This window comes from Paenibacillus sp. FSL H8-0259, assembly GCF_037963255.1.
GTDB lineage: Bacteria > Bacillota > Bacilli > Paenibacillales > Paenibacillaceae > Paenibacillus_AQ > Paenibacillus_AQ phytohabitans.
Genome location: NZ_CP150147.1, coordinates 3,746,664 through 3,767,564, shown reverse-complemented (window position 1 = coordinate 3,767,564; position 20,901 = coordinate 3,746,664). Strand labels below are relative to the sequence as shown.

At 50.1% G+C, this 20,901-nt stretch carries 19 protein-coding genes; 3 read left to right on the top strand and 16 right to left on the bottom strand.

All coding sequences use genetic code 11. The features are described from left to right. Nucleotides 1-502: 502 nt before the first annotated feature. Nucleotides 503-3,244, bottom strand: a complete 2,742-nt coding sequence (locus NSU01_RS15980; RefSeq protein ID WP_179093538.1) for a CHASE3 domain-containing protein — start codon at nucleotides 3,242-3,244, stop codon at nucleotides 503-505. 100 nt (nucleotides 3,245-3,344) lie between these two features. Beyond that, complete coding sequence (locus NSU01_RS15975; protein WP_042136936.1) at nucleotides 3,345-3,728, bottom strand: DivIVA domain-containing protein; 384 nt, start codon at nucleotides 3,726-3,728, stop codon at nucleotides 3,345-3,347. A 190-nt stretch (nucleotides 3,729-3,918) separates the two neighbouring features. Between NSU01_RS15975 and NSU01_RS15970 the strand changes: the two genes are divergently transcribed. Next, nucleotides 3,919-4,482, top strand: a complete 564-nt coding sequence (locus NSU01_RS15970) for a TraR/DksA C4-type zinc finger protein (RefSeq protein ID WP_042136935.1) — start codon at nucleotides 3,919-3,921, stop codon at nucleotides 4,480-4,482. A 34-nt stretch (nucleotides 4,483-4,516) separates the two neighbouring features. On the opposite strand, the gene NSU01_RS15965 is transcribed toward NSU01_RS15970, so the two are convergent. Next, nucleotides 4,517-4,876 carry a helix-turn-helix transcriptional regulator gene (locus tag NSU01_RS15965; protein ID WP_039292873.1) on the bottom strand — a complete coding sequence of 120 codons (360 nt, stop codon included), beginning with the start codon at nucleotides 4,874-4,876 and terminating at the stop codon, nucleotides 4,517-4,519. Between the two features lie 1,514 nt (nucleotides 4,877-6,390). On the opposite strand from NSU01_RS15965, the gene NSU01_RS15960 reads away from it, so the two are divergent. Further along, nucleotides 6,391-6,960 carry a GNAT family N-acetyltransferase gene (locus NSU01_RS15960; RefSeq protein WP_076244908.1) on the top strand — a complete coding sequence of 190 codons (570 nt, stop codon included), beginning with the start codon at nucleotides 6,391-6,393 and terminating at the stop codon, nucleotides 6,958-6,960. A 126-nt stretch (nucleotides 6,961-7,086) separates the two neighbouring features. Here NSU01_RS15960 and NSU01_RS15955 read toward each other — a convergent pair whose 3' ends face one another. Together NSU01_RS15955 and hrpB are read right to left on the bottom strand one after the other, a co-directional pair. After that, nucleotides 7,087-7,743 (bottom strand): general stress protein, encoded by a 657-nt coding sequence (locus NSU01_RS15955; protein WP_076244906.1) that lies wholly within the window; start codon nucleotides 7,741-7,743, stop codon nucleotides 7,087-7,089. 111 nt (nucleotides 7,744-7,854) lie between these two features. Continuing rightward, on the bottom strand, nucleotides 7,855-10,347 hold the full coding sequence (hrpB, locus tag NSU01_RS15950; protein ID WP_076244904.1) for an ATP-dependent helicase HrpB: 2,493 nt from the start codon (nucleotides 10,345-10,347) through the stop codon (nucleotides 7,855-7,857). Between the two features lie 118 nt (nucleotides 10,348-10,465). Here hrpB and NSU01_RS15945 point away from each other — a divergent pair, with 118 nt between their 5' ends. Further along, on the top strand, nucleotides 10,466-11,506 hold the full coding sequence (locus NSU01_RS15945) for a hypothetical protein (RefSeq protein WP_076244902.1): 1,041 nt from the start codon (nucleotides 10,466-10,468) through the stop codon (nucleotides 11,504-11,506). Nucleotides 11,507-11,573: 67 nt separating this feature from the next. Here NSU01_RS15945 and NSU01_RS15940 read toward each other — a convergent pair whose 3' ends face one another. From NSU01_RS15940 to NSU01_RS15890, 11 genes are all read right to left on the bottom strand, one after another. After that, nucleotides 11,574-11,972 (bottom strand): DnaJ family domain-containing protein, encoded by a 399-nt coding sequence (locus tag NSU01_RS15940; RefSeq protein WP_076244900.1) that lies wholly within the window; start codon nucleotides 11,970-11,972, stop codon nucleotides 11,574-11,576. Nucleotides 11,973-12,036: 64 nt separating this feature from the next. Continuing rightward, the gene (locus tag NSU01_RS15935; protein WP_042136930.1) at nucleotides 12,037-12,426 is read right to left on the bottom strand and encodes a GIY-YIG nuclease family protein; all 390 of its coding nucleotides are present in this window, start codon (nucleotides 12,424-12,426) and stop codon (nucleotides 12,037-12,039) included. A gap of 56 nt (nucleotides 12,427-12,482) precedes the next feature. Beyond that, entirely contained in the window at nucleotides 12,483-13,250 is a 768-nt protein-coding gene (locus NSU01_RS15930) for a DUF2087 domain-containing protein (RefSeq protein ID WP_076244999.1), read from the bottom strand. A gap of 179 nt (nucleotides 13,251-13,429) precedes the next feature. After that, on the bottom strand, nucleotides 13,430-13,774 hold the full coding sequence (locus NSU01_RS15925; RefSeq protein WP_076244898.1) for a DUF1801 domain-containing protein: 345 nt from the start codon (nucleotides 13,772-13,774) through the stop codon (nucleotides 13,430-13,432). Between the two features lie 36 nt (nucleotides 13,775-13,810). Next, nucleotides 13,811-14,503 (bottom strand): epimerase, encoded by a 693-nt coding sequence (locus NSU01_RS15920; protein WP_076244896.1) that lies wholly within the window; start codon nucleotides 14,501-14,503, stop codon nucleotides 13,811-13,813. 56 nt (nucleotides 14,504-14,559) lie between these two features. Beyond that, nucleotides 14,560-15,393 (bottom strand): oxidoreductase, encoded by an 834-nt coding sequence (locus NSU01_RS15915; protein WP_042136927.1) that lies wholly within the window; start codon nucleotides 15,391-15,393, stop codon nucleotides 14,560-14,562. A gap of 68 nt (nucleotides 15,394-15,461) precedes the next feature. Then, on the bottom strand, nucleotides 15,462-16,058 hold the full coding sequence (locus NSU01_RS15910; protein WP_076244894.1) for a TetR/AcrR family transcriptional regulator: 597 nt from the start codon (nucleotides 16,056-16,058) through the stop codon (nucleotides 15,462-15,464). Nucleotides 16,059-16,151: 93 nt separating this feature from the next. After that, complete coding sequence (locus NSU01_RS15905) at nucleotides 16,152-16,961, bottom strand: SDR family NAD(P)-dependent oxidoreductase (RefSeq protein ID WP_042136926.1); 810 nt, start codon at nucleotides 16,959-16,961, stop codon at nucleotides 16,152-16,154. A gap of 184 nt (nucleotides 16,962-17,145) precedes the next feature. Then, a complete protein-coding gene (locus NSU01_RS15900; RefSeq protein WP_039307438.1) occupies nucleotides 17,146-18,012 on the bottom strand; it encodes a transglutaminase family protein in 867 nt (288 codons plus the stop codon). Beyond that, the gene (locus tag NSU01_RS15895) at nucleotides 18,009-18,962 is read right to left on the bottom strand and encodes an alpha-E domain-containing protein (RefSeq protein WP_076244892.1); all 954 of its coding nucleotides are present in this window, start codon (nucleotides 18,960-18,962) and stop codon (nucleotides 18,009-18,011) included. The genes NSU01_RS15900 and NSU01_RS15895 overlap by 4 nt, the downstream gene beginning before the upstream one ends. Before the next feature lie 58 nt (nucleotides 18,963-19,020). Further along, the gene (locus tag NSU01_RS15890) at nucleotides 19,021-20,484 is read right to left on the bottom strand and encodes a circularly permuted type 2 ATP-grasp protein (RefSeq protein ID WP_042136925.1); all 1,464 of its coding nucleotides are present in this window, start codon (nucleotides 20,482-20,484) and stop codon (nucleotides 19,021-19,023) included. Between the last annotated feature and the right edge of the window lie 417 nt (nucleotides 20,485-20,901).

The window sequence follows — 20,901 nt, the reverse complement described above, 5'->3', positions numbered from 1 at the left end:
AACCGCAGATGAAGCTAATCAAAACAGAAGGCTATTTTCTAGCCATAACGGTCTCTATAATCAGTGTAATCAGTACTATTTACTTTATAGCTGTCATGGGTTTTAAACCTGGCATCTTATGCTGGATTCAGATTGTACTAATGATATCAGTAATGTTTTCACTCGGACTTAAGTATAAATACAAACCTCAGCAGTGTAGAATCTATAGTATAGCTGTATCATCGACTGGTGTAATCTTCTCAATCTATCATATAGTAAAGCAAAAAATGAGCAGTATACCGTCTCAATGTGTAATTGGGAAATCTGCATGCAATGAAGAATACTTAAATATATTCGGTTTTATATCAATTCCCACTCTTGCACTTCTTGCTTTCTTTAGTATCGTCTTATTTCTTTATTTATCTTGTGAAGAAAAACAAACATAAATAACTCTAATTAAAAGAGCCGGGAAGAAACCAATAAATGGTTTACTTCACGGCTCTTTAGTATGCAAAATCAACTTCTATACGCCATCCTGGATCCACCGGCACATCCGGCTGACTACATCTTTCATTACTACAGGCTTGCTTATGAAATCTGTTGCTCCTGCAGTAAGACAGCGTTCACGGTCTTCCTTCATAGTCTTGGCTGAAATCGCAATGATCGGAAGCTCTGTGAGTAATAGTTCTTCCCGGATAATCGACAAGGTATCGTAGCCATCGAGATTCGGCATCATGATGTCAAGCAATACAATATCCAAGTCAGGCTGTTCTCTGACCATCTGCAGACACTCGTAACCTGTCTGGGCAGTGAGGATATTCATTTCATAAGGCTCCAGGCCCTTCTGCAGTGCAAAAATATTACGTGCATCATCATCTACAATCAGCACAGTTCTGCCCTGAAGCTTCTGGAACTCCTTTTCAAACAGTAAATCCTTGCTGTTGACCTGCGTCTCCCGCCGGACAGACTCTGCCTGTTCAGACGCTGCTGCAGCCTGGGTCTGCCCCGTGAGGCTATCAGGCTCTTCCCCGCTGTCCAGCTCACGGCATGGAAGATAGAGCGTGAACGTGCTGCCTGCACCCTCTTCACTCTCCAGGCTGATATGTCCGCCCAGCAGCTTGGCTAACTGTAGCGAGATGGATAGCCCTAATCCGGTTCCTCCGAATCTGCGCGCAGTCGTCCCGTCAGCCTGACGGAAGGCCTCAAAGATCAGTTCGCGGTTCTCCGCCGAAATGCCGATACCCGTATCTTTTACAGCAAAGGACAGTAAGGATTCATTCATGGCGTAATTCATATCCGAGTAGGAATCCAGCTTATGGACATCCACAGAGACTGAGCCATGCTGTGTGAATTTGAACGCATTGGACAGCAGATTACGCAGGATCTGATGCATCCTCATTTCATCGGTGAAGAACAGATCGGGAACCTCCGCGCCGATGGTCACCTTAAATTCTAAATTCCTTCCCTCAGCGAGCTTACCGAAATAACCCTGCAGCAGGGACGGCAGCTCAGTAAGATTAACGGCATCCATTTCCACCAGCATTTTGCCGGCCTCCACCTTGGAGAGATCAAGAATATCATTAATCATACTCAGCAGATCACTGCCGGAATTGTAAATTACTGAGGCATACCCCTGTTCTTCTTCTGTCAATGTGTGATTGCGGTTCTCCGTAAGCAGCTGTGAGAGAATCAGCATGCTATTGAGCGGTGTGCGCAGTTCATGTGACATATTGGCCAGAAACTCTGATTTATAGCGGGAGCTTAGCTCAAGCTGTTCATTGTACCGCTCCAGCTCTATTGCTGCGTTCTCTGCCACAGCCTTCTGATCCTCAAGCTCCTTGTTCACTGTCAGCAATTCACTGGTCTGGTTCTGCAGCTCCTCAGTCTGTACCTGAAGCTCCTCCGACTGTACCTGCAGCTCTTCGGATTGCACCTGCAGCTCTTCATTCATAACCTGTGAATCATGCAGCAGCTTCTGAATCTCCATCCGTGTCATTACGGAATTGACGGTCACGCCCATCATTTGGAGCAATTCATCCAGCAGCTCGAAGTGATAAGGAGCCCACCGTGTAAGCGCAGCAACCTCCAGCACCGCCACCGTCTTGTTCTCAAAAACAATCGGAGCGATGACCGCAAACCGCGGAGCCGTCCTGCCCAGCCCGGAAGAGATATAAACATAATCCTCCGGCAGATGCTCGATAATGTTAACCCGCTGATCCAATGCGCACTGACCGATCAAACCCGCTCCAGGCTGAACGAGATCTCCGCTTAAACGGGCTTCCTTGTTCTCGGCTCCCGCATAGGAGTACCTGCGCTCAAAAAGCTCATCCCGGTTAAGCACAAATATAGTGGCGTACTGCATTTCCAGCATCAGCGACAGGCGGTTGATAAAGATCCGGCACAAAGCAGCCATATCCGTCGTTTCCTGCAGTGCAATAGACATCGAAGTAAGCTGTTCGCTGTTCCACTGATCCCGCTGCACAGTGTCCAGCAGGCCATTGGTCGCTTCTCCCAATTCATAGATCTCATCAAACGTCTTCACTTTGATGCGCTCTGACTTATTCCCTCCGCCGGCTATTTCGTTAATGGCCCGGATCACACTGTGCAAAGGATTCACAATGCTGGCTGAGAGCAGATAGGTAATGAGTGAGGCTAATAGGGCTACGAGGCCCCAAAGAATGTACATCGTAATGAGCAGCTTATGGTTGCTGTCCTTTAGATTGTTAATACGCTCATTGGTAAGCGTGCGTTCAATATCGCGGAAGTAATCGGATTGCGAGCGAATCGCATCGATCACAAATTTACCTGCATCATTGCGAAAAAAAGCACTTACAGTCTCATCCTGGCCATTCCGCTTCAGATCAACTACATATTGGCCGGCCTCATCGATCCATTTCTCAATATTATCTGATATGTTATTCAGGTTCCCCACTTGCTCCGGATTATCTATAATCAGACCGTTTAGCTTCGCGAAATTAATCCGCCATTCTACAAGACCGTTGTTATATGGCTCCAGGTAAGACTCGTCCCCGGTAAGGGCGTATCCCCTTTGCCCGGTCTCCATATCCAGTACATTTTTTTCAATTTGATATGTAAGTTCATGAACCTCGATATCATGGTCACTCAGAAACACGGTTTCTTTCTCCAGGCTGGTAATCCTGTTGGAGACGATAACCAGAAACAGCCCCAGCATTAATAAAATGATGACATATCCAAGTGCGATTTTGCCACGGATCTTCAAGCTCCACGCATGCTTCTCCGGCAATGGTCCAACCCCCATCTTGCGTTATAATATACTGCATTCCCTATAATTGTAAAGGCTGGAGCAAAGGTTAACAAGCAGACCGGTTTCCAGGTGTGCAGCCCTACAAATATCCTTCTGTGCGCGGCAATCTGTCCTTGAGCTGCCGTACATTGGCTTCCAGTTTAATAATAATTTCTTCCAAATCCAGCGGATCGATCCCTTTGATAACCGGAGCAGGTGCTGTTGCTGCCTTGGTCTCGGCCTTCAACTCCTTCATTTCAATCTGCTGCTCCTGCCACTTATCCATCAGATCGGCAATGGTAGCATAGAACCGCTCATAATCCTTAATTACACTATCCAGAAACGTATCCACTTCCTCGGCATCGTAACCGCGAAGCTTCATGCTGAATTCCTTCTCATGAATAGTAAGTGCATCCAGGGTAATTCCGAGCTGGCTGAACAGCTTTCTTTGCTTGTCCAACCGGCGTTTCATATGTTCGTCCATTTAAGTAACCTCCAAAGTTATGCTGCATTCATCCGGCAGTAATTATTATAACAGGGTGAAAGCAACCTGAAAACATCACTAAAGTTGCATTTCAGCAGAACGGAGCCTGCTGATTGCACTCCGGGACAATAGGGTAAGGAAAGATTACAACAGTATAACTACTACACACACCCGAAAGGAAGATGACCCGATGAGCCACTTATCAAAATCAGAGTTGACTAAGCTCCGGCAGCTACTTGAGGAGCGCAAAACAGAACTGGAACAGCATTTCTCCAGCAACGGGGCTGAAGACAGCCTGCTGGGTGATTCACTCACACTCTCTACGGGAGAACTCTCTTCAGTCGATAACCACCCTGCCGATACAGGAACCGAAACGTTTGAACGCAGCCGTGACCTGTCCATCAACACTTCACTTTCTGAAGAATTAACCGATATCGAAGCTGCCCTTCAGCGGATCGAAGACGGTACTTATGGAATCTGCGAAATCAGCAAACAAGAAATTCCTTATGAACGTCTTGAAGCCATCCCCTACACCCGTTACGCCGTTGAATATGCCCCGTCCAGCCGGAATTCGGACGTGCGTCCCGTGGAAGAAGAAGTCATGACTCCGCCGCCTTCCGGCGCGGGCCAGGGACGGCAGGAGCATAGCGGGAGATTCGATGATGCCGGAGCCTGGGAAGCTGTCGAGGATTACGGCAGTGCAAGCTCACCTGTCACCACTCCGGGCCAGGATACCGAAGAAGAGGATTCCTGAGTTACGGGCGGAATAGCGATCCAATAGATCAGCTTCAGAAGTTGTCTGCTACCGCCTTATTCAGTATCCCCAGACAGCGGTCCAGATCAGTCTTTACCTGTTTTTTGTACAGCTTGGCCTTCTCCTCCCCGTCGGCAGTGAAATGGTATAGAACAATTTCCTGGAAATCAACTTTGGGATCACTGCCCTTTAGCTGCTTCGTGCGGTAAAGTATCCCCTGCTGCACTAATTCATGCAGCGCACGGTAAATTTCACTTTGGGGAGGAGAATACCCATACGCTTTGAAATCTCTCCGCAGATCCTCCAGCATCTGATAACCGTATCCTTTGTGCTGTTCCACCATAGTAATCAGATATACCTTTATAAACGCCCGCTGGGCAATCATAAACGCCATAGGACACCTCCTGGGTGTTTTTTTGATATGGATTCTTTGATATGAATTGTTTGATAGGGTTGTTTACAGTTTGTTATGACTTACTTGTATCCCTAGTATAAACCCTATTTCCCATCATTCACAACAAGTAATGCCCAAGTAAAAATTCAGGATATCGGAAGGGTTTGAATTAAAGGTTCCTTTTTCCGGTTCGAAAAGTTTGATAGGTACGTGGCTAGTTTGGTCTAAGGAGTGTGTGTGGATAGGTATGTGGTGGCATTTTTAGTATTTCTATTGTGAATTTTTCATATGATGAATTTGCAGAATTATAGCGATTAAGTTAGCAAAGTGGCCTTGCTTGCTCAAGCGGACTGACATTCCGTTATCTTGTTCATTTGAGTAAAAATCGGGGCATTTCAGAATGTTTAACGGAATCACTCAGTCCGCATGCCCCTGTATTTAGCCAGAATTAACCGCTTAGCGGAATCTCAGTCCGCATTACAGTTGATTAGTCATGAAGAGCCCGCCAAGTTAAGGGTGACGAAATATAGAATTGGTCAGTTCCATCTTGATCACCCTATGAGTTCGGGTATTTCATGTTTCTTGCATCTGGATACCTGTACTGACTGGACTTATTCATTATGAATTTTTAATTTGGGAGTTTATTTATAGGGATCTATTTATTGAGAAGTTATTTAAAGTAAATATAGATGGTGAGATTTTCAATCTAATCAAACTATTATGATTTTTTCACATAGTGATATTATATCAACAACTTTTTTAGTTTTTTTCTTTGGTCTTCTGTTGGTCTTCTGTTGGTCTTCTGTTGGTCTTCTGCTGGTGTTCTGTTGTTCTTCTGTCAATCCACTACTGGTCTACTGCTGGTCTACATTGAGTTATTTTATCCATCTGATTTCGTCCTTCTTTTTATTTTAATTAGCCGGGTTTAGTTTGTGTGTGTTCTTGGTCTGTTTTTGTTTGTGTGTCTTTCTCGTCTGTTTTTCTCCATCTGTTTTTCTTTGTATGTTTTTCTTTGTATGTTATTCTCGTCTGCTTCCCTTGTCTGTTTGTATTCTTTGTTTGGTACTTTGCTTCTTTTTAATGCTGGAGTTTCTAATGTGAATTTTTCATGTATTGAAATTTCACTTCACTTCACAGATTTATTGTTGTAAATGCAACATAAATCATGTACTATTTTTTTACCACCCTGTCAAAATAATATTGCGGGCTGCAGCAGACACGGCAAGATTACACGAGCGAACAGTCCTAAATGTTGTACAAATTGCAACTTGTATGTTTTGATCCAAGGTGATTCGTAAAGATTGTTGTATGAAATACAAGAATCGACCACGCATAGCCGCTCAAACACAGGGAAATGCTGCTTTTTCTACAACAATTTTCGAATATACTCTATATTCTGCCGGGAATGATGTATTTCGTGCAGGATTTCAGTTAGTGTTGTTAGTCTCTGAAGTTCAGCCTATACAGGGTAGTTGTAATAACGGAAGAATGTTTGAGATAAGGAGGAATCATAAATGAGTATAACTATAACAAAGTGCTCGGCCGGCGATTTGGGCTTGCTTCAAGACATTAGTGTTGAGACCTTCAGGGATACATTTGAGCATCAAAATTCAGCGGAAGTTATGCAAGCCTATTTAGAGAAAGCCTTTAACCTGGAGCAATTAAATACTGAGTTATCTAATAGCGCTTCTGAATTCTATTTCATCTACTCCAAAGGCGAGCTTGCCGGGTATTTGAAGGTAAACACGAATGAGGCCCAATCTGAAAATATGGGTAACCATTCGCTTGAAATCGAGCGGATCTATATCAGGAGGCCTTTTCACAATCAGGGACTTGGAAAATATCTGATTGATAAAGCCATAGCAATTGCGGTTGAGCGGAATATCGATAAAATTTGGCTGGGCGTGTGGGAACGAAACGGGGGTGCGATTGCTTTTTATACAAAAATGGGGTTTGTCCAGACCGGTATGCATTGTTTCTATATGGGTGATGAGGAACAGACTGATTATATAATGACCAAAACGCTTAACAGCACCGCAGCAGACGGTACAAAAATCACTTCAGATAAGCCGGGAAATTCATAGACCCTACGGACTCTTAGACGATACCTGCTTTATATCCCTCCCCAAAGCAAAGACTGCCCCAGGCCAAATGCTCCTGTAAGGCAGTCCTTGTTATTATTTATAATCATGTTGAGCCAATTTGCTCATTTAAAATTTGTCGCGGTTGTACAGATCCGGATCGCTGTCGGCGTTCATCGCGCCTCTGTTGCCCAGCGTGTTACCGACCCTCGTATCCTCCGGAATGATATCCGGATTCGTAGGTCCGCGGTCTGCCAATGTGCTGTTTACGGTATCGTCGGCATAAAGGCTGTCATAACGGCTTGCGTTAAGGGAACTGTTGCCACGGAAAACATTATGGATATCCCTGCCCCGGCCGTTGTCGTCAACGAGGACGAGGATTTTGCCGCTGTCCACGTATCCTTCGTAATCACGCGCTGCATCCTCCGGAATGCCGAGTCCGATTAATCCGCCCACGAGTCCGCCTGCACCTGCGCCGATTGCAGCACCTGTTAAAGTGGCTACAATGGGACCTGCTGCGAGAATCGGTCCTATCCCCGGGATAGCGAGTGCGCCGATTCCTGCAAGTAATCCTGTGATTCCGCCGACTACGCCCCCGGTTGCCGCTCCTGTTGCTACCCCTTCCGGCGCCATCGTTCCTGTATCCTCGGAAATGCTTTTTAAATCATCACGATCCCGTGTAATTACTGAAATATCGTCGTTAGTGAACCCTTGGCTCTGCAAACTTTCAATTGCTCTGGTCGCTTCTTGTTCTGTGTCGAATACACCTACGATTTTATCTGTCACTTGAAGCCCTCCTTCGAAATTGTCGTTCGCTATTGTATTACCCATTCACAGGTGTGCCAAACAGCGATTCCAATTCTTTGCGGGTTAATTTGCGTTAATATGCAAGAATGTTTATTTTGACGGACGGGTGCGGTTGGTTGGAATAGCCTGCAGCGGATCATCCGGCCAGTAGTGCTTGGGATAGCGGCCTTTCAAATCTTTTTTGACCTCAAAATAAGTGCCCTGCCAGAAGCTGGCCAGGTCTGAGGTCACCTGCATCGGCCTTCTGGCCGGAGACAACAGATGCAGCAGCACCGGAATCTTCCCTCCGCCAATCCTCGGCGTATCGGTCTGCCCGAACATTTCCTGCAGCCTGACGGCCAATACCGGAGATCCCGGATTGCTGTAATCCAGTGGAATACGCGAACCGCTAGGCACGGTAATATGTGTGGGCGCTTCTCTATTCAGCGTCTGCCTGCTGTTCCAGTCCAGCATACTCTCCAAAGCCTGCGTCAGATTCACACGCTGCAGATCGCGCAAATTGCGCATTCCGTGGATATACGGGGCCAGCCACTCGTCCAGGGTATCGCACAGCGCAGCATCGGACATATCCGGAAAGTCCGCCCGCAAGGTATGAAGGAAGCCCATCCGCTGGCGCAGCTGGAGGGTTCCCTTGTCCCACGGCAGCCGTTCCAGCCCTTCTGCAGCAATCACTTTCAGCAGTACGCGTTCCGTCTCTTCTGCGGTTGCGCGTTCATGCGTCGTCTCCTTCAGGATGAGCGCGCCCAGCCGGGTTACTCTGCGCGCCTTCACGCTTCCGCTCTCGTTGTCCCAGTAGACTTCGCGCTCTTCAAGAAGGCTGTCCGCATGATGCTTCAGCAGATCCTGCTCGGAGAGCTCTGCGGCAAGCATGATCCGGCTCTGCCCGGCACGGTCATCCACGCCGGGCGCCACAATATAGGGCGAGCGCGCCAGCGGCTGGCCCTCGCGCATCGCCGCCCCCCGGCCGCCGGAGAGGAGAAACGCGCCATCGCCGCGTTTCTGCCCGATGCGGTCGGGATAGGCGAACGACAACAGCAGCCCGCTGAGGCTGATGTTGTCAGGCGGTCCGCCCGGCGCTGCCTGCAGCTGCGCCAGGAAGTTCCGGCTCTCGCGCTGCACCGCGCGAAGGGCCGCCGGGTCCGCTCCGCCGCCGGCAGCGGAGCGCCCGGACCCGAGCAGCGCCTCCACGCGCAGCGTGAGGTCGCTGCTTAGTGCCGCGGGACCCTTGAAAAGGTCCCGCTCCTGCAGCAGCGCCGCGAGCAGTGCCGCCAGCGGCGCCGCTGCAAGGTCTGCCGCGCGCAGCAGCATGTGCGCGATGCGCGGGTGCGCGCCGAGCGCGGCCATGCTGCGGCCGTGCGGCGTAATGGCGCCGCCGGCGTCCAGCGCGCCGAGCTGGCGCAGCAGCGCCGTGGCCTGCGCGTAAGGCGCGGCAGGCGGCGCATCGAGCCAGGCGAGCGCTCCGGGCTCCGGCACGCCCCACAGCGCCAGCTCCAGGGCAAGCTGCGCCAGGTCGGTCTCCATAATCTCCGGTACGTTATCGTCCGGAAGGCGGTCATGCTCCTCCCGGCTCCACAGCCGGTAGCACACGCCCGGCGCCGTGCGGCCGGCCCGGCCGCGCCGCTGATCCGCCGAGGCCTTCGAGACCGGCACCGTGGTCAGGCGCGGCATGCCGGTGCGCGGAGAGAACACCTGGGTCCGTCTAAGACCCGTGTCAATCACCGTGCGCACACCTTCAATCGTCAGACTGGTCTCGGCGATGGATGTCGCCAGAACGACCTTGCGTTCTCCCGGTACAGCCGCTGCGACTGCTGCTTCCTGCATCTGCTGCGGCAGCTGGCCGTAGAGCGGACGCAGCACAGTTCCCTCCGGAAGACCTCCGGAGGCCAGCTCCTGCTCCGTCCGGCGGATCTCCCGTTCGCCCGGCAGGAAGACCAGTACATCCCCCGGCTGCTCGGTAAGTGCCCGGCGCACGGCTGCGGCCGCCGCTAGCTCGGGATAGATCTTGTCGGGGCCCGGTACATACACCGTTTCAACCGGATACGTCCGTCCCGGACAGTTGACTACCGGCGCCCCGCCAAGCAGAGCCGATACCCGCTCACCATCCAGTGTCGCCGACATCACCAGAATGCGCAGATCCTCCCTCAATACACTCTGCGCTTCGAGCGTCAGCGCCAGCCCCAGATCAGCATGCAGGCTCCGCTCATGAAATTCATCGAAAATCACGAGTCCGACATCACCTAGCGAAGGATCGCTTTGCAGCATTCTCGTTAATACACCTTCTGTAACCACAACAATACGCGTATTCCTGCCCACCTTGGTATCCATCCGCATCCGGTATCCGACCGTCTGACCGACACTTTCCCCGAGACAGGAAGCCATATAAGCCGCCGCCGAACGGGCTGCCAGACGTCTGGGCTCCAGCATGAGAATGGTTTTGCCGGCCAGCCAAGGCTCGTCCAAAAAAGCCGGAGGGGTCCCTGTGGTCTTACCCGCTCCCGGCTCGGCGATCAGTATTGCTGCAGTAGTATCTGTAAGTATTCTTTTCAGGTCAGGGAGCACCTGCATAATTGGAAGCTGCTTCATTTCATCTCTCCATCATCCGCTACAAATTAGGTATAATTGGAATTAACATACTTTAATCAGCTATATCCATTTCATTATCATGGGCGAAACCGGCCCGGATATCAAGGAGTTCAGCCATATGAAGATTATAAAAGTGATCAGACTCATTTCTATGTCAGTTTTGGCGTTAAATGCACTAAGCGGGTGTACGCCCAAAGATACCGCCAACTCCCCCGCTTACGCCAGCAGCCAGACCTTTATTCCTGCCGTGCATCCCGTCCCGGAGCCTACGCCCGTCTTTTCGCCGGAAGCCCAGCCTTATGCAATGTCCGTCTCTTCAGGGGACAAAGTTAAGCAGCAGCTGCAATTCGTCTTTCATCATGGTTTTCTTCTGCGAGACGGCAGCCTGGAGACACAGGTTCCTTCTAATTATAGCTCCGCGGATACTGAACTGCCCCCTCATACGGAATTGAAGCTTGAGAGACTCTACGCTTCTACCGCGGATACAGGCACGCAGTCATTCCTTCTCGCAAGCATCGTTTGGCCCACTAACAGTATCGGCAGTACTTTGGAGCAATGGCTGTATAGTTATGAACCCGGGAGAGGCTTCACCCTGCTGTGGTCATTGGCAGATGAGCAGCCCGCTGTGGCGACCACACAGATTGACGCGTACACGCTGCAAGTCAAGCTGGCAAAATACGGACTGACGCAGAATCTACGATTGCTGGATGAAGATATCCTCCGTTTGAAGAGCAATTCTTCTCTGCCGAATCCGCTCAGCCAGTCTGATCTGATAGATATAGGTACACCTACTGCTTACAGCCTGCAAGAGAACGGAACAGATCCTTCCTCATCATGGATTGTTAAGAGACTGGTCAATCTCGAATCCGCGCCTTTTATAGTTGGGAATCTATATACTGAGTTTGAGCTGAAGGGCGGGTCTGCCAGCGTGAGCCGGGCATTCCTCTCCAGTTATGCCAATCTGGCAGAAGGAGTTGTCCTTGACCGCATACTGATAGACAAGCTCCACCTTCCGTCAGACTCCGCAGAACTCCATTCTGCCTTAGCCCAAGCTTCTACTCTTAATACGAATCAGTTGGTCGAGGCAGTCCTGGCACTTGCTGAGCAAGGCATCATTCACGAAGAGCGCGGTTTCTATATCTCTACTCCTCTGCCGTAAAACTCTTCAATGTAGTATAGAAAACAGCCCCCAGTTCTTCGAACTGGAGGCTGCTCCTACATATTCCTTACTCGTCCATTCCTTCAAGGCGCTGCCGGATCTTATCGCCGTAATCCATATAAGCCGCACTGCCGTCCAGTCCGCGTTCCTGCAGCAGGACCTGCAGACGCAGGCGCTTGAGGGACAGCTTGGATTCCAGCTCCTTGCGTTCGCCGCTATCGCTGTTCCCGCTGCGGTGACAGGCGGCCAGCAATTCTTCCAGGGTTACACACTCCGCACGCAGAGAGACTTCCTCCGGGAGCAGCCCTGCATTCTTCATGATCTTGTAGGACATCCGCAGATCCTCAGGCACTCCCGAGAGATCCTCCAGTTCCAGCGGCTTGCCATGCCCCGGCAGATTGGCAAACTCTCCGCTGCGCATGGCCTCCTGAATTCTCTGTTCTGCAAGCCAAGATAATATAGCCATACACCCCGCTCCATTCGCCAGCACCTGCTGTTTGCCCTTATTTTAGCACAGGCGCTGATGAAATTCATTCCCGGTTCACCTTCTCCTTATGATAACCCCGCTCCCCGTAAGGAGACAGCTGCTCCAGCCATTTGGTCTCCAGCTCCGGCAGCATTTTGCGGTATTTCTTCAATTCCTGTACATCTGCCACGAAATCTTCTTCAGGCTTAATCTGCTCCAATACCTCAAAACAGAATCCGGCCTCACCATATTTATTCCAATCGGCCTGCAGCTCCTTGTTGTCATGGTTGTTGATATCCAGCATGAACTTATGCTTGTTCCAGACCCCGTCAAGATTCAGGCTGCTTCCTACATACGCTTTGTCGTTGCCGGTATTTACAATTCTGTATACCCCCATCGGCCTGTGCGTGTGCGCATAATTATATCCCAGCTCTTTGCGTCTTGATTTATCCATTCTCTTGTCTCTCCTTCTCATCTGCGTTAGCTTATCTATTCTTCCATAAGCTTCTGCTATAATTTCACCCAGTAGCTGCTTCCGTCATCTTCGCGGTCCAGCAGTCCGTAATCGATCAGGTAGCGCCGCAGCGTCACATAATCGGGATAAGCCGATTCCAGCACGGCGTTAATTTCTTTCTCACTGTACTCGCGTCCCGTCTCAAAACGCTGGATCAAATGCCGCAGAATTGCCGCTTTACGTTTCTGTTTCTTCGGGAACTCTGACAAGGGGCCATCCAGGCCCTGTTTGAAATAAGCACCCAAGATCTCGGTATTCTCCTGTTCAGTAATGGCAAACCGTTCATCAACCATCACAGCCGTACGCGGAATACTGACAAAAGGGGATGAAGCCCCCGGCTTCTCTTCGGCCAGCTCCATTACAGCCAGGAATAGCCTGGCCTGCTTCACCTTCTCCCTAAGGGTGAACCGGTGATTGCGGACGGTGGACGTGCTGCCGATTCCCAGCTCTTTGGCAGCCTCAGCGTCACTGAGACTTTGACGGAAGGCCTGCAGCAGACCTTTCTGCAGCTCCGTTAATCCGGTCAGCTTCTTATCCAGCGTAAGCAGCCAAGTGAACATCCCCCCATGCGTGCTCTCTACATGCAGGGCTGCGAACCTCTCAGCTTCATAGAATTTGTCCCCATCCTTATAAATAATACCCTTCTCGAACTGCTCACCGCAGACCAGACAATAGAACACAGCCAGGTGTCCGTCACCTTCACACGTGTAGCCCTGCTTCAATTCTGCAATGGAAGCATTCCAGAATTTTTCCGAAATCCGGATCGCTTCATTTTCTTCCGACAACTGGATCACCACATTCTTTGTTTGTTTTTATATAGACATAATATCATTACGTTTGTTATTTTACAACTATCTAATTAGATTGTTTGTTTAAAAAACAAAAACACTGCCAATCATGGCAGTGTCTCTGGAAACAGGCTGTGGTTATTTGATTAACCGTTCTATAGTGAATCCGAGGCTTGCTTCAGCAAGGAGGACAGCAGTTCATAATCGACAGTCTTGCCCTCCGTTAGCTTGGTTGTCAGGCGGTCTCCGCTTCCCGCTTCGAATTGCCCTTCAGGTACCTCCAGCGCTGCTGCATTGAATATAGAGAAGCTTACCCAGCCTTTGGCGGTGGAGATTACAGCTGCATATTTCCCGTTTTTGAGAAAATGCGGTTTGCCATACTGAATCCGTTCCGTCACGTCAGGGACCGTTTCGTGAATCACTTGACGCAACTTAGAGCATATCTCCGCTTGCCAGGGTACTTTGATTTGAGCAATGAAATTTGTAACCTCTTCGTTCATGGAATCACCTTTTTCTGGAGGATGTGATGCAGGCTCTTACGGTTTGGCTATAGCAGCAATATCCCGGTTCTCCACAATATCACGGTCATGGCCCCGGCTCACAATATGAATCATTGCCAGTCCCATTTCCTGCAGAGTTACAGCATACCCCGGAAATAAGGCGCGAAGCACGGGGTACATCCATCCAATAGCATAATAATATTTATGTGTGCGGGTCAAGCCCGGAGTAGGCCGGATAAACCCCGGACGAAAGAAGTAGGTTCCCCGGAACGGCAGCTTGCGCAGATCATTCTCCGTCTTGCCCTTCACTCTTGCCCACATACTGCGCCCTTGTTCTGTACTATCCGTTCCCGATCCGGTCACATAGCAGAAGACCATGTCCGGATTCACGGCAGACAGCTGCCGGGCCACATGCATCGTAAGATCATAGGTCAGCCTGCGGTATTCCTCTTCCTTCAACCCGACCGATGATACCCCGAGGCAAAAGTAACAGGCATTATAGCCCGCAAGTTTCCCGCTGATGCTGCTGAGATCATAGAAATTCTCATGGATTATTTCGGTTACTTTAGGATGCGAAATGCCGGAGGGACGGCGGTTGATCAGCAGTATCTGTTCCACCTGAGGATGCGTAAGGCATTCATGCAGCACGCCTTCACCCACCATACCGGTAGAACCGGTAATAATTGTACGGATTTTGCCTCCTGCTGTTACAGGTTGGGATGATCTCATATATTCGCCTGCTTTCTTTGTAACTATTAGCTCTAACCGCTCTGCGTCTTATCTTATCAATCCGCGGCAAAATCCGCAGAAGTGCTAAGCGCCTCCCAGCGTAAGGTTTCGGCCAGCTTGGCCTGATCGATCTCCTTGGCCATCCCTACAGCATCACTGCCCAGCAGCAGACGGAGCGGCGGATGAGCCTCTTCCACAATCGCCAGCATTGCCTGCGCCGCTCTGGCCGGATCTCCGGGTTCTTGTCCTGTGCGGCTCCGTACATGCTTCAGCAGTTGACCTACTGTGTCCTTATACGGTTCTCCGGGTTCTACATGACTCATGGAAGGCCCCGCCCAATCTGTACGGAATCCCCCCGGTTCAACAATAGTTACCTTGATTCCCAGCGGGGCAGCCTCTTTGGCAAGTACTTCCGAGAAGCCCTCCACCCCCCATTTTGCCGATTGATACGCCGCGAGTCCCGGAGCCCCTGCACGTCCGCCGATAGAGGATATCTGCAGGAAATGCCCGCTTCCCTGCTCACGCAGAACAGGCAGCGCTGCCTTGGTGACATGGATGACCCCCCATAGATTTGTCTCCATCTGTGCCCGGAAATCATCCAGAGAAGTCTCTTCTATTGCAGAGATATTACCATAACCCGCATTATTTACAACAACGTCCAGACGCCCGAACCGTTCAACTGCAGCTGCGATAGCCGCCTCTGTCTCCCCCGGATCAGTCACATCCAGTGTAACCGCGAATATTTGCCCGCCGTAACGTTCTTCCAGATCCGCAAGCTGCTGCGGATTGCGGGCCGTGGCCACAAGTTTATCCCCATTAGCCAATACAGCCTCAGCAAGGGCACGGCCTAATCCGCGCGAGCTTCCGGTAATGAACCATACTTTTGACATATCCTTTAACCTCTTTCTTTTATTTATTAAACGATCGTTCGTTCTTTTATAATCAAAAAAAGAAATTATCAAGCCTTAATCGCATCCCAGCTAAGCTTGATAATCTCCGAAAGCCTGTCCTCGTTAAATTCGCCGTTTCCTTTGAAATGCTCCTTGGCCAGGGCGATGACAGGGAAATAACAATAGGTCAACAGCAGACTGGCGTCAAGCTGCTTCAGCACGCCCTGCTGCTTCCCGCGCCCGATATAATCATGCAGGGGATTGAACATCAGCGCCATACTCTCATCAAGGCATAATTTCGCAAGCAGCGGAGAATTGCTGAACTGCTCCAGGAACAGGAAATAATCCCGGTTCTCCAGCAAGAAATCACGCAGATTCCTCATCATAACCGCCATTCCCTGCTGCACCGGCTGATCGGCCTCAAGTCCGTGTACCATATTCAGGCTCATCTTCTCTTTCACACGGGTATACAGCTTGCCGAGCATGTCCTCCTTATTCGCAAAATAAACGTAAATTGTTGACGGTGACACCTGGGCACGCTTCGCAATCTTGGACATTGAAGTGTCGGAGAATCCGATCTCATTCAACAGCTCCAGGGTTGCCTGAAAAATAGCTTCACTTTTATTCTCATCTTTATGTCTCATGAGGTTATAATAAACGATCATTCGATTATCGTCAAGCCGGCATAAAATAACCCTGTCCAGATCATGCGGATCTTGGGACAAGGTTATTTTCTACAATCTATTTATACAAGCTACTCAAGATAATAATGACTCCGCTCCATCAATAACAATCTGTGCACCGGTAATATGGATCGACTCATCCGAGGCCAGGAACGCCACCAGATCAGCCACATTCTCAGGTTTACCCGGACCGTCTGCGAGCGGCTGTGCACCTTCGGGGAATTCAATCGGAATCACAATCGATTCCACATCCTCATTGAACTCTGTGCTTTCATCGATATTCGTGGATATTGCTCCCGGGCAAATGACATTTACGCGGATTTTGAACTTGGCCAGCTCCAGTGCGGCCATCTTCGCAAACGCCACTTGGCCTGCCTTGGTAGTACTGTATGGTGACCAGCCGAAACTGGCGAATCTGCTGTTGCCGTTAATCGAGCTGGTGATAATGATGCTGCCTTTGCCTTTCTCCTTCAGGTGGGGAATACTGTATTTCAGCGTCAGGAAGGTACCGGTCAGATTGACTGATATGGTTTTCTCCCAATCACTCAGGCTCAGCTCCTCAATCGGACCGACCGCTCCGTTAATGCCGGCATTCGCGAAGACAATATCAAGCCCTCCGAAATGCTCCACTGTCCTGCGCACCGCTTCTTCCATCCGGACGGCATCCGAAGTATCCACATCAATGGCTAATGCGCAGTCTTTGCGCAGCTTGTTCAGCTTCTGCTCCAGGATCGAGGTACGTTCATTCACCAGATCGAATAAAGCCACATTCGCACCTTCGCGTGCCATCTGAATCGCAGCCGCTCTGCCGATCCCCGAGCCCGCACCTGTAATTATGGCTGTTTTCCCGAGAAAACGCTGTTTTTTAGCTATATTTGGGCTCATATGTACACTCTCCTTCCGTATCGTCCATCTTCATGTGAATGGCTCTGTTTCAAGATTACCCATTTGAGCCTGGATTATAATCATTTTATGCAAAAATTGCACAAAACTTGTGCAACTTGCACAGGTTAATCACACAATTACAATAAGAAAGGACCCCACCATTGTGAGGCCCCGCCTGTTGTCTTTAATTATCCAGCCGCCGGACATCCACTTTAACAGTAAGGGTGCCCGCTACCCCGCGGTAGACGCCTTTGACCGGAACAATGTCCTTGTAATCCCGTCCATGTCCAAGCTTGATATACCGCCAGCTGACTTCAACATTATTAGTCGGATCGAAGCCCAGCCAGCCCGTTCCCGGAATATGGGTCTCTACCCAGGCATGCGAGGCCTGTTCGAAATTGGCATTGCCCCCCTGCAGATCGCCGACAAAATGATACCCGCTCACATAACGCGACGGCAGCCCTACACTGCGGCAGACGGCAATCATCAGATGCGCATAATCCTGACAGACCCCGCGTTTGAGCTTCAGCGCTTTTTTGACCGTTGTGTTTACGCTGGTCGCTTCAGGGTCATACGTGAACTGTTCATAGATCGTTGAGGAGAGCTTCTTGGTCCACTCATACATATCCTCGGCTTCCTCAAAAGGATGCTGTGAAGCAAACTCCACCAGCTCAGGCGTCACCTCGGTATACCTTGTCGGCAGAATAAACTCCACATAGCGATTCTGGAACTTCTCGTCATTAAGCAGCTTTACCTGTTCCTCCAGCGGGATATGCGGCAGGTCCGCACCCTGGGCCTTGTCAAGCGTCACCACCGTCGCTTTGGTATGAATCACCATCTCCGTATGCGGCTTGTTCACTGAATAGGCATGGACGCGGTTGCCGAAGAAATCTTCATAGGTCAACAGATTGGCCGGCGGATGCACCTCCACCTCATGATGGTAACAGGATTGGCGGTAATTGGTGCGCGGCGTCAGTCTGACCTCATTGACACTGTCCGTCACCGGCTCCGAATAAGTGTAGGTTGTCGTGTGATTGATTTGGATCTTCATACCGAGACTCCTTCACGGCGAAAAAATGCACCCTCCATCGTTTTGCCGAGCTTCTGGCAGGATAACATCAGAGCCTGCAGAACATCCTCGACTAAGTCACCGGACATTTCTTCCTTCTCCATATAGTCAAGCTCGGCTTTGATCTTCCCCGCCTGGCGGATGACCTTCTCATGCCCCGAGCCCTTCTCGGAGCTATCCAGCTCCAGCTTAGCCAGATGCTCCTCCAGCTTATGGAAGGAGAATCTTATGGAACGCGGGAAATGCGGATTCACAATCAGGAATTCCAAAATGCATTCCGGCGACATATCATCCGCGTAATACCGGCGGAATGACTGATATCCGCTCACCGATTTCAGCACCGCTTGCAATTGCGTATAGATTGAATTGATATCCTTCGATTTGCAGGATACCGTTACTGCCTGAAGAATACGCGTTGTATTCTCCGCCCGTTCCAGGAACCGGCCGCTTTCAATGAAATGCCATTCGTTGCCGCGAAGCATCACCGATTGTTCTGCTCCGAGGAACATGGCGGCGCGTTCTTTGATCTGCTGATAGAACTGGTGGGGGCTGCTCATAATATCCGCTACCGACTGCTCACCAAGCCATAGATTGAAGCTGTTGGCTATATCCCACAGCTCACTAGGCAAATGCTGGCGCAGGGTGCGCAGATTGTTCCTGGCCTGATGCACGCAGGAGAATAATGAATTCGTATTACCGAGATCCAGTGTGATGAAGGACAGCACATCCTGCTCGGCGAAGCTCTCGAATTGCTGCAGATATTCATTCCGGACACCAAGCGCATCAATCAGTCTCGACCACTTATGGCCCTCCGCCTGGAAATCCTCTTCCTGTTGAATATGATAATGCACATCGATCAGCCTTGCATGATTCTCAGCCCGTTCTATATACCGGCCAATCCAGAATAAAGCCTCCGCATTGCGATTCAGCATCGTAGCCACCCCTTCACCTTACATATTGATGCTGCATTATTGGTGAATCCATATCACGTTAGGCCATTACCCAAGTGTCCTTCACTCCGCCGCCTTGTGATGAGTTCACGACCAGCGAGCCTTCGCGCATCGCCACCCGGGTAAGACCGCCGGGAATCACATGGGGCTTGCGGTCAGCCCCCATCAGCACGAATGCTCTAAGATCAATATGGCGCGGCGCCATGGACGCTCCCGACAATACCGGTGCACGGGACAGCGACATTATGGGCTGGGCGATATACCGCTCCGGTTCCGCCAGAATCTTGAGCCGGAAATCCACCAGATCCTGCTTGGTTGCCTCGCTTCCGATCAGCATGCCGTATCCGCCGGAGAGCGAAGTCTCCTTCACCACCATTTCGGACAGATTATCCAGCACGTACTGCCGCTCCTGCGGCCGGGATAACAGGTACGTTGGAACATTGCCCAGAATCGGTTCTTCATTGAGATAATAACGGATCATATCCGGCACATACACATACATGGCCTTGTCATCTGCGACGCCGGTTCCTGGTGCATTGGCAATTGCGATATTCCCGGCACGGTAGGCATTCATTAAGCCGGCAACCCCAAGCAGTGAGCTGGGCTGAAAAGCCAAAGGATCGATGAAATCATCATCTAAACGGCGGTACAGTACATCCACGCGGCGAAGGCCATTCATTTCTTTCAGGTAGATCTTGTGGTCCTGGGCTACCAAATCCCGTCCTTCTACCAGGTGGATCCCCATTTGCTGAGCGAGAAAAGCATGCTCGTAATACGCGGAGTTATACTCGCCAGGGGTCAGCAAAGCGATCACCGGATCTTTGGTGCGCGAAGGGGAAAGGCTGCGAAGTACCGACAGGAACCGGTTCAGGCTGTGATCCACATCGCGGATAGAGCTGGCGAACGATAATTCGGGAAAGAGCTGGTTCATAAGGGATCTGCCTTTGAATAAATAGGAGAATCCGGAAGGCGTACGCAAGTTATCTTCAAGCACATAATACTCACCGTCATGATGGCGGATCAGGTCGATCCCCGAGGTAGTAACGTACGCACCGCCAGGGACCCGAAGTCCAGTCATTTCCGGCCGGAAATAGCAGTTGGATATAATCATCCGCCGGGGTACAATCCCGTCCTTCACGATATATTGCTCATGGTAAATATCATGAATGAACAGGTTAAGTGCTGTAATCCGCTGCACAATGCCAGCTTCAAGCCGCTCCCATTCTGCCTTAGGAATGATCCGTGGAATCATGTCGAAGGGAATTGTCCGCTCCATCGGTTGATCCTGTGCCGGGTTGTAGAGTGTAAAAGTAATGCCTTCTTCCATCATCCGACGCTGCATCAGCTTCTGCTTGCCTTGCAGCTCTTCGGGGCTCATCCCGGAAAACATGCGGTTCACATGCTTGTAATGAGGCCGGATACTCCGTTCATCGGCATACATTTCGTCGTAAAAATGCTGCAATGGATACGGAGCTACACCGGGCAAAGGATCTAGTTTGGACATGAGCCCGACTCCTCTCGGATCAGTGTGGTGTGTAAAGTTTGTTGACAAATTAGCTTAATTTTTAGGATTTTTTCATGAAAATATTAAATACTAACTTCATAATACGTAAATGATAATGTTCATGTCAATATATATAACAGCAAAATGGAGTTTATGAACCATCCCGCATGAATGGAATCGCTTCCTTTCTCTTAAAGATGCTTTGGAGGCGTGCTAATGGGAATCATACATCAAATTGTATGCAGGAGCGCTGACAAGCAGTACTATTATGAAATTTTCATATGATGTTATTTTATAGTGTTTTTGGTAAAACAACAGCCGTTCCTTCTATTTAAATGTGGGCGGGCTGCTTCATGCCTTAAAAAAGTGGGTTCGATCGCTTCATGCCTTAAAGAAATGAGTGGGGCTGCTTCATGC

Bases quoted from the DNA above. Each gene is read 5' to 3' on its own strand.
- NSU01_RS15910 (WP_076244894.1), bottom strand. From the start codon at position 16,058: ATGATCGTTTATTATAACCTCATGAGACATAAAGATGAGAATAAAAGT.
- NSU01_RS15945 (WP_076244902.1), top strand. From the start codon at position 10,466: ATGAAGATTATAAAAGTGATCAGACTCATTTCTATGTCAGTTTTGGCG.
- NSU01_RS15960 (WP_076244908.1), top strand. From the start codon at position 6,391: ATGAGTATAACTATAACAAAGTGCTCGGCCGGCGATTTGGGCTTGCTT.
- NSU01_RS15965 (WP_039292873.1), bottom strand. From the start codon at position 4,876: ATGGCGTTTATGATTGCCCAGCGGGCGTTTATAAAGGTATATCTGATT.
- NSU01_RS15895 (WP_076244892.1), bottom strand. From the start codon at position 18,962: ATGCTGAATCGCAATGCGGAGGCTTTATTCTGGATTGGCCGGTATATA.
- NSU01_RS15905 (WP_042136926.1), bottom strand. From the start codon at position 16,961: ATGAGCCCAAATATAGCTAAAAAACAGCGTTTTCTCGGGAAAACAGCC.
- NSU01_RS15915 (WP_042136927.1), bottom strand. From the start codon at position 15,393: ATGTCAAAAGTATGGTTCATTACCGGAAGCTCGCGCGGATTAGGCCGT.
- NSU01_RS15920 (WP_076244896.1), bottom strand. From the start codon at position 14,503: ATGAGATCATCCCAACCTGTAACAGCAGGAGGCAAAATCCGTACAATT.
- NSU01_RS15940 (WP_076244900.1), bottom strand. From the start codon at position 11,972: ATGGCTATATTATCTTGGCTTGCAGAACAGAGAATTCAGGAGGCCATG.
- NSU01_RS15890 (WP_042136925.1), bottom strand. From the start codon at position 20,484: ATGTCCAAACTAGATCCTTTGCCCGGTGTAGCTCCGTATCCATTGCAG.
- hrpB (WP_076244904.1), bottom strand. From the start codon at position 10,347: ATGAAGCAGCTTCCAATTATGCAGGTGCTCCCTGACCTGAAAAGAATA.
- NSU01_RS15925 (WP_076244898.1), bottom strand. From the start codon at position 13,774: ATGAACGAAGAGGTTACAAATTTCATTGCTCAAATCAAAGTACCCTGG.
- NSU01_RS15975 (WP_042136936.1), bottom strand. From the start codon at position 3,728: ATGGACGAACATATGAAACGCCGGTTGGACAAGCAAAGAAAGCTGTTC.
- NSU01_RS15935 (WP_042136930.1), bottom strand. From the start codon at position 12,426: ATGGATAAATCAAGACGCAAAGAGCTGGGATATAATTATGCGCACACG.
- NSU01_RS15900 (WP_039307438.1), bottom strand. From the start codon at position 18,012: ATGAAGATCCAAATCAATCACACGACAACCTACACTTATTCGGAGCCG.
- NSU01_RS15970 (WP_042136935.1), top strand. From the start codon at position 3,919: ATGAGCCACTTATCAAAATCAGAGTTGACTAAGCTCCGGCAGCTACTT.